At 62.2% G+C, this 13,811-nt stretch carries 14 protein-coding genes; 3 read left to right on the top strand and 11 right to left on the bottom strand.

What is annotated here, in order from left to right; genetic code table 11:
* Positions 1 to 45 precede the first annotated feature (45 nt).
* A complete protein-coding gene (locus AC0JZ4_RS08530; protein WP_471885952.1) occupies positions 46 to 999 on the bottom strand; it encodes a helix-turn-helix domain-containing protein in 954 nt (317 codons plus the stop codon).
* Between the two features lie 109 nt (positions 1,000 to 1,108).
* On the bottom strand, positions 1,109 to 2,017 hold the full coding sequence (locus AC0JZ4_RS08525) for a dihydrodipicolinate synthase family protein (RefSeq protein ID WP_471885951.1): 909 nt from the start codon (positions 2,015 to 2,017) through the stop codon (positions 1,109 to 1,111).
* Positions 2,018 to 2,189: 172 nt separating this feature from the next.
* On the opposite strand from AC0JZ4_RS08525, the gene AC0JZ4_RS08520 reads away from it, so the two are divergent.
* Both AC0JZ4_RS08520 and AC0JZ4_RS08515 read left to right on the top strand, forming a co-directional pair.
* On the top strand, positions 2,190 to 4,103 hold the full coding sequence (locus tag AC0JZ4_RS08520; RefSeq protein ID WP_471885950.1) for a potassium transporter Kup: 1,914 nt from the start codon (positions 2,190 to 2,192) through the stop codon (positions 4,101 to 4,103).
* A gap of 18 nt (positions 4,104 to 4,121) precedes the next feature.
* Positions 4,122 to 5,087 (top strand): magnesium and cobalt transport protein CorA, encoded by a 966-nt coding sequence (locus tag AC0JZ4_RS08515; protein WP_471885949.1) that lies wholly within the window; start codon positions 4,122 to 4,124, stop codon positions 5,085 to 5,087.
* A 5-nt stretch (positions 5,088 to 5,092) separates the two neighbouring features.
* On the opposite strand, the gene AC0JZ4_RS08510 is transcribed toward AC0JZ4_RS08515, so the two are convergent.
* The 8 genes from AC0JZ4_RS08510 to alr form a co-directional block, all read right to left on the bottom strand.
* Positions 5,093 to 5,539 (bottom strand): PTS sugar transporter subunit IIA, encoded by a 447-nt coding sequence (locus AC0JZ4_RS08510; RefSeq protein ID WP_471885948.1) that lies wholly within the window; start codon positions 5,537 to 5,539, stop codon positions 5,093 to 5,095.
* Between the two features lie 42 nt (positions 5,540 to 5,581).
* Positions 5,582 to 6,274, bottom strand: coding sequence for a response regulator transcription factor (locus AC0JZ4_RS08505; RefSeq protein ID WP_471885947.1), 693 nt, complete (start codon positions 6,272 to 6,274; stop codon positions 5,582 to 5,584).
* Positions 6,271 to 8,988: a DUF4118 domain-containing protein gene (locus AC0JZ4_RS08500; RefSeq protein WP_471885946.1), complete on the bottom strand. Its 2,718-nt coding sequence runs from the start codon at positions 8,986 to 8,988 to the stop codon at positions 6,271 to 6,273. The genes AC0JZ4_RS08505 and AC0JZ4_RS08500 overlap by 4 nt, the downstream gene beginning before the upstream one ends.
* A gap of 96 nt (positions 8,989 to 9,084) precedes the next feature.
* A complete protein-coding gene (locus AC0JZ4_RS08495; RefSeq protein WP_471885945.1) occupies positions 9,085 to 9,246 on the bottom strand; it encodes a hypothetical protein in 162 nt (53 codons plus the stop codon).
* A 4-nt stretch (positions 9,247 to 9,250) separates the two neighbouring features.
* A complete protein-coding gene (locus AC0JZ4_RS08490; RefSeq protein WP_471885944.1) occupies positions 9,251 to 9,529 on the bottom strand; it encodes a hypothetical protein in 279 nt (92 codons plus the stop codon).
* Between the two features lie 13 nt (positions 9,530 to 9,542).
* Positions 9,543 to 9,746 carry a hypothetical protein gene (locus tag AC0JZ4_RS08485; protein WP_471885943.1) on the bottom strand — a complete coding sequence of 68 codons (204 nt, stop codon included), beginning with the start codon at positions 9,744 to 9,746 and terminating at the stop codon, positions 9,543 to 9,545.
* Between the two features lie 184 nt (positions 9,747 to 9,930).
* Positions 9,931 to 11,181 carry a D-amino acid dehydrogenase gene (locus AC0JZ4_RS08480; RefSeq protein WP_471885942.1) on the bottom strand — a complete coding sequence of 417 codons (1,251 nt, stop codon included), beginning with the start codon at positions 11,179 to 11,181 and terminating at the stop codon, positions 9,931 to 9,933.
* A gap of 31 nt (positions 11,182 to 11,212) precedes the next feature.
* Positions 11,213 to 12,337 carry an alanine racemase gene (gene alr / locus AC0JZ4_RS08475; protein WP_471885941.1) on the bottom strand — a complete coding sequence of 375 codons (1,125 nt, stop codon included), beginning with the start codon at positions 12,335 to 12,337 and terminating at the stop codon, positions 11,213 to 11,215.
* A 126-nt stretch (positions 12,338 to 12,463) separates the two neighbouring features.
* Between alr and AC0JZ4_RS08470 the strand changes: the two genes are divergently transcribed.
* A complete protein-coding gene (locus AC0JZ4_RS08470; protein ID WP_471885940.1) occupies positions 12,464 to 12,928 on the top strand; it encodes an Lrp/AsnC family transcriptional regulator in 465 nt (154 codons plus the stop codon).
* 63 nt (positions 12,929 to 12,991) lie between these two features.
* Here AC0JZ4_RS08470 and AC0JZ4_RS08465 read toward each other — a convergent pair whose 3' ends face one another.
* Entirely contained in the window at positions 12,992 to 13,777 is a 786-nt protein-coding gene (locus AC0JZ4_RS08465) for a gluconate 5-dehydrogenase (protein ID WP_471885939.1), read from the bottom strand.
* Positions 13,778 to 13,811 lie beyond the last annotated feature (34 nt).

Raw genomic sequence — 13,811 nt, 5'->3', positions numbered from 1 at the left:
TCGCCGACGGTAAACGATGCGGCGGTGCAGCGAGGCGGCTTTGGCTCAATGCAGGCCGAAACGGTTCATCTTGCGGTGAAGCGTCGCCCGGCTCATGCCGAGCGAGATGGCCGCCTGCGAAACATTGCCGTTGGTGCGCGACAGCGCCCGCATGAGCGCCGCCCGCTCGGCCCCGATCAGATCCTGGCGATCGTCGGACGGTGTTTCGTTCAGGGCGTCGGCCGCCGGAATGCCGCTTTCGATGCGGTCATCGTCGAGCGAAAGCGCCAGCCGCGCCGCCCGCGTGGCGCCGATGACAATGTCATTACGATCGACCGCCAGGAGCGCGGCCGCCGCGTGAGCCGCCTGCGGCACGATCAGGAACCGGGCGCCGGGAAAGGCGGAGCGAAACAGGTTGAGTTCGATCCTCAGCGCCGCGTCGCGCACCGTCTGGGCGAGAATGGAAAGGACCGTTTCGTTGACGTCATCGCGACAGGTGGAAATGTCGAGCGCCGCCGCCACCTCGCCGCGATGATCGCGGATCGGCGCCGTGGTGCAGCTCAGGCCTATATTGGTGGAAAAGAAATGCTGGTCGCGGAAGATCGAGACAGCCCTCTCGTCGGCAAGGGCCGTGCCGATTCCGTTGGTGCCAATGCTCGCCTCGGTCCAGACGGTGGAGGTCCACAGGCCCAGATCGTGAAACGCCTTGTCGTCACCGGCAGCACCCCGCCGCTCGAGCGCGACGCCGTTTCGATCGGTCAGAAGCAGGCAGCAGCCGGATCGCCCGACCGTGGAAAACAGCCGGTCGAGTTCGTCACGCGCTTCGGCAATCAATCGGTCGGAGGCTTCCCGCGCATGCCTGAACTCGCCATCGGTCAGCCGTTCGGGCGCACGCTCCTCCTCAGGCGCCAGATGATGCATGACCATGCAGCGCCGCCACGACGCCACGACCGGCGAACCCGCCGCCACGGATTGTGCCGAGGCATAGACCTCGTCTGCATGATGCGATTGCTGCTGCACCGGCTCCTCCCAAAGCGAATGCTGTTCGAGTTTCGCTAAAAAAGCGACGTTTGGCAATCAGGCAGCGAAGCGACCACGCGATATTTACTGACGGTCAGGCTACTGGCGCTCACGCCGCAGTCGGCATGGTGGAGGGCTCGCAACGGGCAAACGGTGCGAAGGCATGGCGCAGGCGGATGATCGTCTCCGGCTCGGGCTCGACCAGCGGCAGGCGAACCTCGGCCGGCGACTGGTGAACGAATGACTGCGCCTCTTTCAGAGCCGCAACGTCATCTCCCTCAAGTGCAAGCATCGCCTCGGCAACGGAATGCGCGAGGGAACCGGGGCCGAAGGACCTCTCATTCATCGTCATCAGTGTCTGCATCGGCGACGGAATGATGTTGGCAAGCGGCGAGACGATCCCGCTACCGCCGACGTCGAGAAAGGCCGGGACCATGCCGTCATCACGCGACAGATGCTGGAAGCGGTCCCTGAGCTCGGCCGGAAGTGCAGAAAAATACCCGAGGCGCCCGATGCCGTGGCATATGCCGACGATGATGTCGAACTGCGAAAGCAGGTTAAGCAGCGTCAGGCCATAATCCTTGCCACTGCGCCCCGGATCGTCTTCCACGATGACAGGAATGCTGACGGCCGCGCAGATCTGGCGGAAATGCTCGATGACACCCTTCAAGCTCGGTTTTGAATAGTAGGGAAGCGTCACCATCAGCGCATCGGCACCGGTTTCATCCGCCTGACGGCAACGCGCGATCGTCTTTTCCGTGCAGTTGCTGCCGACAGAAGCGATGATCGTCAGATGCGTTTTTCCGCGGGCGACCGCCCTCTTCAACAGGATTTCCCGTTCTGCGTCCGCAAGTGTCGGCCCCTCGCCGATGACGTCGCAGACGATGATGCCATCGACGCCCGCAATGATCTGCCGATCGATCGCCGCATCGAATTCGCCAAGGTCGATTTTCCCGTTTCGGAAAGGGGTTAGAAGCGGTGTGAAGATTTGACGCCTTGCAGGATGAAAGGGTGTCATGCTGGTTAGCTCCGATTTCTATGGAAACCAACATTGCGCTGAACGCATAGGATTTCGATGCAGGGCGCGAGACTATGACATCAAAGTCTTATAATGATCCGATTGCCTTGCTCGCGGCGCTGCACCATATTCCGCGACACAGATATACCTTGGCCTTGCGCCTGGAGACCCTATGACTGCTTCGCATGCCGCCGCTTCCGACACCACTTCGGAGACCCGGAAGTTCCTCGGATTGCTGATTGGATCTGTCGGGGTCGTCTATGGCGATATCGGCACGAGCCCGCTCTATGCCTTCCGTGAATCGCTGCGCCCGTTCGCCGCAACAGGCATTCGGGACGAGCATGTCATCGGCCTGATTTCGCTGATGGTCTGGACGCTGACGATCATCGTCACATTCAAATATGTGCTCTTTCTGCTACGCGCCGACAATGACGGCGAAGGCGGCACGCTGTCGCTTCTGGCGCTTCTGATGAAGAAGACCGGCAGCTACACGCCGGTGCTGTTCTTCGCCGGTCTGATCGGCTCAGCCCTGTTCATCGGCGATGCGATGATCACGCCGGCGCTGTCCGTCATGTCGGCGCTTGAAGGCATGAAACTCGTAACGCCCGCCTTTTCCGACTACATCCTGCCGCTCTCGGCAGCCATTATGGTCTGTCTGTTCCTGGTGCAGTCGAAGGGCACCGAGGCGGTGGCGAAATTTTTTGGCCCGATCACCGTCGTCTGGTTCATCGCCATGGCCTGGGGCGGACTGATCCATATCGGCGACGACCTGACGATCCTGCAGGCGCTCAATCCGGTCAATGCGCTGTGGTTCATCACCCATGCGGGATGGGCGGGCCTGATCGTGCTCGGCGCAGTCTTCCTGACGGTCACCGGCGCGGAAGCGCTTTACGCCGACCTCGGCCATTTCGGCCGCAAGCCGATCAGCTGGGCCTGGTTCATCCTCGTTTTCCCGGCACTGGCGCTGAACTATCTCGGTCAGGGCGCGCTCGTGCTCGCCGACCCGTCGAAGATTTCCAACCCGTTCTATCTTCTCTACCCGGAATGGGCGCTTCTGCCGATGGTGATCCTTGCGACGATGGCGACGATCATCGCCAGCCAGGCGGTCATCACCGGCGCATTTTCGCTCGCCCGCCAGGCGGTCCATCTCGGCTTCCTGCCGCGCCTCGCCATCAAGTTCACCTCGGAGACCAACACCGGGCAGATCTACGTTCCGGCGGTCAACATGATCCTGTTCATCGGCGTCATCGTGCTGATCTTCACCTTCGGGGATTCGGAATCGCTCGCCACCGCCTATGGCATCTCGGTCACCGGCGCGATGGTCGTCACCTCGCTGATGGCGTTCCAGTTCCTGCGCGCGGTGTGGGGCTACAAGGCGGTCACTGCCGCGATCCTTCTCGCACCGCTTTTTGCCATAGAAGTGGTCTTCCTCGCCGCCAACCTCCTGAAGGTACATGACGGCGGCTGGGTGCCGGTCATGCTGGCGCTGGTCATCATGCTGACCATGTGGACGTGGACCAAGGGTTCCAAGCACCTGAAGGAAAAGACGGCCCGAAATGACATCCCGCTCGAAACCTTCATCACGTCGATCGAAAGCTCGATCGAACGCGAGTCGGCCAGCGCGCCGGCGACCGTACCGGGCACCGCCGTGTTCCTCACCAGCGTGCCGGACAGGACGCCGTCCGTGCTTCTGCACAATCTCAAGCACAACCACGTCCTGCACGAGCAGAACGTCATCCTGACCATCTGGACCCAGGACAAGCCCTATGTCCCGTCGGAAGACCGTGTCGAGATGACGAGGCTGTCGAAGCGTTTCGTCCGCCTCGACATCACCTTTGGCTACATGGATGAACCCAATGTCGCCAAGGCGCTGACGGTCTGCAAGAAGAAGGGCTTCAAGTTCGAGATCATGCAGACCTCCTTCTATCTCGGCCGCCGCAACCTGATCGAAACACCCAATAGCGGCCTGCCGCGCTGGCAGGAAAAGCTCTATATTGCGCTTGCCGATTTCGGCATCGATCCGTCGGCCTATTTCAAGCTGCCGCCGAACCGCGTGGTCGAACTGGGCGAGCAGGTCGCGATCTGACCGCAGGAGGGCCGCCGCATGACCGTCGTCGCGTCCTATGTCTATACCAACGGCAAGCGTGGACGCTCGCTGCCGATCGACGAGCAATGCCCGAAACTGACCGGTGACGAATTCGTCTGGATCGGTCTGCACGAGCCGACCGAGGACGAGCTGAAAACGCTCTCCAAGACCTACGGCCTGCATGAACTGGCGGTCGAGGATGCGCTGCATGCCCACCAGATCCCCAAGGTCGAGGTCTATGGCGAACAGCTGTTCGTCGTCGCCAAGACCGCGCATCTGGAGGGCGACAAGATCTGTTACGGCGAAACCGCCATCTTCGTCGGCCGCCAGCATATCATCACCGTGCGTCACGGCTCGTTGCGCAACCATATCGGTGTACGCGCCCAGCTCGAAGCCTCGCCGCGCCTTTTATCGCAGGGGCCGGACTACGTGCTGCACGGCATTCTCGATTTCATCGTCGACGGCTACCTGCCGACCGTGCAGACGATCGAGGACCGGGTTCTGGAAATGGAGCAGCGGATGCTCGCCAACTTCCTCGAGCGCGACCAGATCAGGCGACTTTTCCGCCTGCGCCGCCAGCTGATCCTGTTCGGCCGCATCCTGGGGCCGATGTCGGAACTGGTCGGCAAGCTGGTCAATCTCGACCTTCCCTGCCTCGACAAGCACGCCAAACCCTACTTTCGCGACGTGCTGGACCATATAAGGCGGGTGGAAAGCATGGTCGGGGGCCTGCGCGAAGTCATCACCTCGGTCTTCGAGGCGTCCAACCTTCTCGAACAGCAGCGCCAGGGCGTCATCACCCGCCAGCTCGCCTCCTGGGCGGCGATCCTCGCCGTGCCGACGGCGGTCGCCGGCATCTACGGCATGAATTTCGAGAACATGCCGGAGCTGAAGTTCGAATACGGCTACTATGCCGTGATCGGCATCATCCTCGTTCTCTGCACCATCCTCTGGTACCGGTTCAAGAAGGCCGGCTGGCTCTGATCCCGTCAGTCGGGCTTGAGCACCAGATAGGCCTCTTCCGGCGTTTTCGCCGCACGCACCGCATCCGCCACATCGTCGTCACGCAGGCGGCGGGCAAAGCAGGACAACAGGTTGAGGTTCTGCCGCTGATCGTCGGGAGATGATAGGAGCAGCACGACGAGATCGACCGGCACATCGTCCACCGCCTCGAAATCCATCGGTTTTGCCAGCCGCACGAGCATGCACAGACACCCCGAAACCCCTTCGACGATCGCATGCGGAATGGCCACCCCCTGGCCGATACCGGTCGAGCCAAGATCCTCGCGGCTGGAGAGCGCGGCCGATATGGCGGCGATATCCGCACCGGTCTTCTTCGCTGCGAGGTCGGAAAGCTTGAGGATGAGGTCCCGCTTGGATGACGCCGCGACACCAAGCACGACGTTTTCAGGCGAAAGATGCTCACTCAACTTCATGATCCACTCCATAGGTGATTGAAATATCGCGGTTTCGAAATGTCAGATACCTTCGGCCAGCCGATAGCCGACGCCGGTTTCCGTCAGGATATAGCGCGGCTGGTCAGGCACGGCCTCTATTTTCTGCCGCAGTTGGCGCACATAGACGCGCAGATACTGCACATCCGTCAGTCCGTCCCACACATGTTCGAGCAGGAAGCGGTGCGTCAGAACCTTGCCGGCATGCTGAACGAGAATGCGCAGGATGTCGTATTCCTTCGGCGACAGCTTCACCTCCCGGTCTCCCACCTTGACGATACGCTTGACCAGATCGACGGAAAGCTCGCCGGTCTGGAAGATCGGCTTCTCGCCCTGGCTCTGCAACCGGTGCCGCAGCGCCACGCGGATGCGCGCGCCAAGTTCGTTCATGCCGAAGGGTTTCGTCACATAATCGTCGGCACCGAGTTCCAGCGCCTTGACGATGCCGGCCTCGTCGGTGCGGCTCGACAGGATGACGATCGGCAGGGTCATGCCCTCGCCGCGCCATCTGGCAAGCAGATCGTGGCCCGACATATCCGGCAGGCCGAGATCGAGAATGATCAGGTCGGGTTTTTCCGACGCGGCCATCTCCATCGCCACCTTGGCATTCATCGCTTCGCTGACGGCATAGTCCTGCGCCGAAAGCCCGACCCGCAAAAGCTTGCGGATCGGCGGTTCGTCATCGACGATCAGGATGCGCACGGCGGAATTGGTCATTGCTCGTCTCCCAGAATGGGTATCTCGGTCGGCACCGGCATGCGGATGGTGAAGATAGCGCCGGTCCGGCCCAACCGGCTGTCAGATCGGTTGTCCGCCCGGATCGTGCCGCCCATGGCTTCGATGAATCCGCGGCAGATGGCAAGCCCGAGCCCCGTCCCTGCCCTCACATGATCCCCCTTGCGCACCCGGTAGAAGCTGTCGAAGATCCGCTCCAGATCCTCGATCGGTACGCCCGGCCCCTCGTCCATCACCGCAAGCAGCACGAAATTGCCGTCCTGCCATCCGCGAACATCGATCCCCGTTCCCTCAGGCGCGTATTTTGCAGCATTGTCGATCAGGTTGAACAGGACCTGCTCGAACAGCACAGGATCGACCTTCAGCATCGGCAGGTCTGCGGGAATATCGACCTTCAGTCGATGTCCCGCCGTGATCTTCGCCGCGCGGCTGAGCGCCGTGCCGACCATGTCTCCGGCAAAATGAAACGCATAGTTCGGCTGCATGGCACCGGACCCGAGGCGGGTCATGTCGAGCAGGTTGACGATGAAGCGATTGAGCCGTTCGGACTCGTCGATCACGGTGGACAAAAGCTCGACCCGTGCCTCTTCCGGCAGTTGCGGCCCCAGATCCTTCAGCATGTCGGCCGACCCCATGATCGCCGCGAGCGGCGTCTTCAGGTCATGGCTGATCGAGGTCAGAAGTGCGGTCCGCAGCCGATCGGTTTCGGCCGCAAGCTTCGCCTTGTCGACATCCGAGACCAGCTGGATGCGTTCGATCGCCAGTGAGGCCTGATCGGCCAGCGCATCGAACAGCCGCTGCTGCTCCGGGGTCAGAAGCGGCCCCTGCCTGTCATTGTCGAGACCGATCACGCCGACCGCCTCGCGACCGGTGCGCAGCGGCAGGTAGAGCCGCTTGGCCCCCGGCAGCGTATCGGCGGCGCGGCCGGCGGGGCGATTGTGCTCCCAGGCCCATTTCGCCGCCGCGATATCGGCATCGACCAGCGTGTCGTCCGGCGGATAGCCGGCCTTCACAGCGATCGTACCGTTTTCCGGCAACAGGATCACCACCCTGACCTTCAGCATCGAGGCGATCTGGAAGGCGGTGGCCCACAGCACATCGTCCAGCGTGCCGGTGCCCGCGAGCTTCTTGGAGAAGAGATAGAGATCTTCCGTCGTGCGCGCCCGCGCCCGCGCCGCCACCGCCTGCCGCTGCACCGCCGCCGTCAGGTTGGAGGCCGTGACGGCGACGCCGAGATAGAAGAGCAGCGCGATGACGCTTTCCGGGTCGCGGATGGTAAAATTGTAGCGCGGTTCGAGGAAGAAGAAGTTGAACGACACCGCCCCGATCAGCGAGGCAAACAGCCCCGGCCCCAGCCCGCCGCGCACGGCCGACGCCAGAACCGCCATCAGGAAAACCAGCGCCAGATTGCGCACGTCAAGCGTCTGGTCGAGCGCAATACCCGCTGCGATCGCCAGTGCCACGAAGCCGGTCGCCTGCAGATAATGCTTGGCGCGGAACGGTCTGGGCGCCTTGGCGCCCTTCACGCCGCGTTCCGGTGCACCGTCCTTGGCATCCCCCGAAATCACATGGACGCTGATATGGCCGGCATGGCGGATCAGGTCATGGGTGACCGACCCCTGCCAGAAGCGCCGCCAGCTCGGCTTTTCCGGCCGACCGACGACGATATGGGTGAAATTGTTGGCATTGGCATAGGTGATGATCTCTCGCGAGCGGGAGAGCGCCGGCAACGTCACCGTCTCGGCGCCGAGCTGCTGGGCAAGCCGCATGTTGGCTGCCAGCCGGTCCTTCTCAACCTCCGAAAGCCCCGTCTCCTGCGGCGTCTCCAGATGCAGCACCGCCCATGGCGCCCTCAGCCGGTCGGCCTGCCGGCGGGCATAGCGGATCAGGCTTGCGCCATTGGTGCCGTGATCGAGGCAGACGAGCAACCGCTCGCCGGCAGCCCATGGGCCGGAAATCGCATTCGCCTGCATGTGGTTGAGCAACTGCTCGTCGACCCGCTGGGCGGTACGGCGCAGCGCAAGTTCGCGCAGCGCCGTCAGGTTGCCGGGCGAAAAATAGTTCTCGATTGCGCGGCGCGCCGTCTTCGGCATGTAGACCTTGCCGTCATGCAGACGCTTGATCAGGTCGTCGGGCGTGATGTCGATGATCTCGACATCGTCGGCGCGGTCGATGATCAGGTCCGGCACCGTCTCGCGCACGCGGATGCGGGTGATCTGCGCCACGACGTCGTTGAGACTTTCGACATGCTGGATGTTGAGCGTCGAATAAACGTCGATACCTTGCGCCAGAAGCTCCTGCACATCCATGTAGCGCTTCGGATGGCGACTGCCCGACGCATTCGTGTGGGCAAGCTCGTCGACGAGCACCAGCGCCGGACGCCTTGCGATGATCGCATCGAGATCCATCTCGTCGAGCATCTGGCCGCGATAATCGATCTGCCGGCGTGGAATGATCTCGAAACCGTCAACCAGCGCCTCGGTTTCCTTGCGGCCATGCGTCTCGACCACGCCGATCACCACATCGACGCCATCCGCCTGCCGCGCCCGCCCGGACATCAGCATTTCATAGGTCTTGCCGACACCCGGAGCCGCCCCGAGAAAAATCTTCAGCCGCCCGCGCTCCTCGCGCTCCGCCTGTTTCAGCAGTGCGTCGGGTGACGGGCGGTTATCGGTTTCGCGACGATCGTCGGGCATGCTTTTACGTTATCTTCCGATGGAGCCTGTCGTGGCCACCTGAAGATGGCCACGACAATTAGCAATACAATTCAATAATCCACGTCTCGCGGGCGTCTAGAACATCGCGCGGCTGATCGCATAGGCAAGACCGATGACGATCAGCATCACGACACCTGTTCCAAGAAGAGCATCCGAAGCCTGCCGGTGGCTGAAGCCGTATGCCGCACCGCGCGGATAGACATGCCGCCGCAGGGACCGGATCGGGTGGGCGGCCATCGTCTCACGCCCTCCCGGCGACGCGGGTGCGCGCATCGATCCGCCGGCCGTCGAAGGCCGCATTGGCGTTCAGCGTCACATGCTCCGGCAGGCACCAGACGGCACCGGGCATGTGATCACTTTCGAACATGGCGAAATGCACCGCCGATGCGCGGTCGGTGAACAGTCCGCCCACCTTGCCGAGCGCATCCTGGACGATCCAGCGGCCACTGGGATCGCGGCCGACGGTAAAGCGGATACCACCTGCGGGAGGCTCCCGATCGGTCATTGCAAGCTTGCCCATGTTGCGCGCCTCCTCAACCGACCATCATTGCCAGCGCGATGATGGCGCAGACACCGATGCCGATGACGCCGGCAAGGCGCGCGACCATGCCGAAGCCGATGCTCGCCGGCTGCTGTTTCGCTTGGAAGGACTGAGGTTCAGCCTGAGCCAGACGGCGGCGTTGCGCGTTGGCTTCGGTCAGATGCAGAAAGTACATGCCACCTAGACGACCATACATGAAGGTCACTCCTTGTCGATCAAGGCCCCGGAGGACAAACCGCCAGGGCCGGCACCGGACCCGATGCCTGATCGATTAGGTAGCAGCCGCCCCATAGGCTTTCGATTGGAGCGCAAAATAGAAGATATAGGAAAGTCATAGTGATAACCGCCACAGCATGACCCGCAGCGGTTACCCGCCGCAATCAGGCGTAGCGCGACACCGCAAGGTCGGTCGCATCGATCTCCGGCTTCTTGCCGCTGACGACATCGCTGATCACCTTGGCCGAGCCGCTGCTCATCGTCCAACCAAGCGTGCCGTGGCCGGTGTTGAGGAACAGGCCCTTCACCTTCGTCGCGCCGATCACCGGCGTACCATCCGGCGTCATCGGGCGAAGGCCGGACCAGAAGTCGGCCTTGGCGACATCGCCGCCGGGGAACAGGTCGGTGACGGAATGCTCCAGCGTCGCGCGGCGCTTGGCGCCGAGATCGTTCGTATAACCGGAAATTTCCGCCATGCCGCCGACACGGATACGATCGCCCAGCCGCGTGATGGCGATCTTGTAGGTCTCGTCCATGATCGTCGATTCCGGCGCGCGCGATGCATCAGTGATCGGGATCGTCAGCGAATAGCCCTTGACCGGATAGACCGGCAGCCTGATGCCGTGCGGCGCGACGAGAAGCGGCGAGTAGCTGCCGAGCGCCACGACGACGGCATCGGCCCTCATTGTCTCGCGATCGGTCACGACGCCACGCACCTCACCGCCCTCGACGTCAAGCGACTTGATGGTCGTGCCGTAGGAGAAGGTGACGCCCATGTCCTTGGCCTTGAGCGCCAGCGCATTGGTGAACTTGAAGCAGTCGCCCGTCTCGTCCTTCGGCGTCAGCAGGCCACCGACGATCTTTTCGCGCACATGCGCGAGCGCCGGCTCGACGCGGATGCAGCCTGCCGGATCGAGCACTTCATACGGGATGCCATCGGCCGCCAGCGCCTTGACGTCCTTGGCGGATGCATCGAGCTGGTCCTCGGTGCGGAACAGCTGCAGCGTGCCCTGCATCCGCTCGTCATAGGCAATTCCCGTCTCTGCCCGCATTTCGGCCAACGAGATGCGGGCGTAGTCGGCAAGCCGCAGCATGCGGCTCTTGTTGATCGCATAGCGCTCCGACGTGCAGTTCATCAGCATCTTCGCCATCCACGACAGCATGGCCGCGTCGAGTTTCGGCCGCAGGATCAGCGGTGCATGCTCCATGAAGATCCACTTCATCGCCTTCATCGGAATGCCGGGTGCCGCCCATGGCGAGCAATAGCCGAAGGAGACTTCGCCGGCATTGGCGAAACTCGTCTCCAGCGCCGGCCCGGTCTGACGGTCCAACACCGTGACCTCGTGGCCGGCCTTGGCCAGTTGATAGGCGGTCGTCACACCGATGACGCCGGCTCCCAGAACGATGACTTTCATGAATGTCCCCGGTTTTTATCTATTCAGGATTTCAAAGATATTCGCGACGATAGCGTTGGCCGAGACTGGTCAGGATCTCATAGGAGATCGTTCCGGCCGCCTGCGCAAGATCATCCAGCGTCTGATGCGGCCCGATCACCTCCACCAGACTGCCGAGTGCAAGCGTGCCTTCCGGCAACGCACTGATATCTATGGTGATACTGTCCATCGACACGCGACCGACGATCGGCAGGCGCACGTCGCCATAATAGACCGATCCGCGATCACTGAGGCTGCGCGGCAGGCCGTCCGCATAACCGGCGGCGATCGTCGCAAGCCGGGTCTCGCGCGAGGCAAGATAGGTGGCGCCGTAGCCGACCTTGGTGCCGATCGGCACTGTCCGCGTCTGAACAACGGCGACATTGAGCGACACGACCGGCTCCATCGGGTTCGGTCGTCCCGGCACCGGATTGCCGCCATAGACGGCCACACCCGGCCGCGCCATCATGCGATGGTAGCTCGCGCCGAGAAACACGCCGCCGGAATTGGCAAAGCAGACCGGATAGTGCGGGAATTCGGCCGCGATCCGTTCCATCTCGGCCAGCTGCTCGCCGTTCTGCACGCTGTCGGCCTCATCGGCGGACGCGAGATGGCTCATGATGAAACGGATATCGACCGCGGTATCGGCGAGCGCAGTCGCCAAATCATCCTGCTCGACCGGGGAAAGCCCGAGCCGCGACATGCCGGTATCGAACTGCAGGGCGGCGGGCAGGCGTGCACCAAGAACCTTCGCCGTATCCGACCAGCGCCGCAATTGCTCGAGCGAATTGATCACCGGCACGATGCCGGCAGCGGCACAAGACTGTTCGTTACCCGGCTGCAACCCGTTCAATACATAGAGGTTGGCATCGCCGGCAAGCACCGGGCGCAGCGCCTCGGCCTCATCGAAATGGGCGACGAAAAAATCCCGGCAACCGGCCGCATAAAGCGCTTCCGCCACCGGCCTCGCGCCAAGCCCATAGGCGTTGGCCTTGACCACGGCAGAGGCCTTGGCCGGCGCAAGCCTTGCGCTCAGCGCCCGGTAGTTGCGGGCCAGCGCTGCAAGATCGATCTTCAGATAACCGGATGCCGCAGGCACAGTGTCCCGGACAGCAAAACCACTGACACGCTCGTTCATCGGCACCCCTCTTTATTTTCAAGAGAGCATAGTGAAACGATCGTGGAATTTCCTGCCGATGGATGATGTAATATTGCGCTGAGTAGGTAATAATGAAATATTCCACGAAACTTTGGAATATTCTGCATGGCCTCTCTCGACGCGATAGACCGTAACATCCTGCGCCTCCTCCGGTTGAACGCCCGCACGAGCAATGCGGCATTGGCCGCCGAGGTCGGCCTGTCGCCATCCGCATGCCTGCGACGCATCAAACTGCTGGAGGAAACCGGCGTCATTCGCGGCTATACGGCGCTCGTCGATCACGGCGAGGGCCAGAGCGGCATTGCCGTGATCATCAACATCACGCTGGAGCGGCAAACAGAGGATTATCTCAACCGCTTCGAGGCGGCAGTGCGCAAATACCCCGAAATCCGCGAATGTTTCCTGATGACCGGGGGCCACGATTATCTGCTGCGTGTGGAAGTGGAAAATGCCGGCGATTTCGAGCGCATCCACAAGGAAATCCTCTCCGCCCTGCCAGGCGTGCTGCGCATCCACTCCAGCTTCTCGATCCGCAACGTGCTGATGACACGGGCGAAGAAGCCACGCTGACGAAACGGATGAAGCCGCCCGCGGGACCCGCGGACGGCCTTTAGCGCGCCCAACCGGAAAAAATCAGGGCTGCTTGCCGATATAGGCGAGGATGCCGCCATCGACATAAAGCACATGGCCGTTGACGAAATCGGAGGCGGGCGACGCCAGGAAGACGGCCGGGCCCTTGAGATCGGCCGTCGTGCCCCAGCGATTTGCCGGCGTCTTGGCGAGGATGAACGAATTGAACGGGTGGCCGGGTTCGCGCAGCGGCGCGGTCTGCGGCGTTTTGATATAGCCAGGTCCGAGACCATTGCACTGGATGTTGAGCGAACCGTATTCCGACGCGATATTGCGGGTCAGCATCTTCAACCCGCCCTTGGCGGCTGCATAGGCGGATACGGTCTCGCGGCCAAGCTCGCTCATCATCGAGCAGATGTTGATGATCTTGCCGCCGCCTTTTTTGATCATGCCGGGAATGACCGCCTTGGCGACGATGAAGGGGGCGGTCAGGTCGATATCGATGACCTGGCGAAAATCCTTCACATCCATCTCGTGCATCGGCGTGCGACGAATGATGCCGGCATTGTTGACGAGAATGTCGACCGGCCCGAGATCCCGCTCGATATCGGCAACCAGCGTCTGCACGCCCGGCTCGTCGGTCACGTCGCAGATATAACCTTTGGCGTCGATGCCGGCGGCCTTGTAGGCCTCCAGGCCCTTGGCCAGAAAATCTGCATTGACGTCGTTGAAGGCGATCGTGGCGCCGGCTTCGGCAAGCGCGCTGGCGAGTGCAAAACCGATACCGTAGGAGGCACCGGTGACGAGTGCCACCTTGCCCTTGAGAGAAAAGCTGTCTGGATAGGTCAATGTCTTAAATCCTCGAATTACTGAAAATCCGGGG

This window comes from [Rhizobium] kunmingense (genome assembly GCF_977018605.1).
Note: the sequence above shows the minus strand (reverse complement) of the source record. Positions and strands in the feature narration are given on the sequence as shown.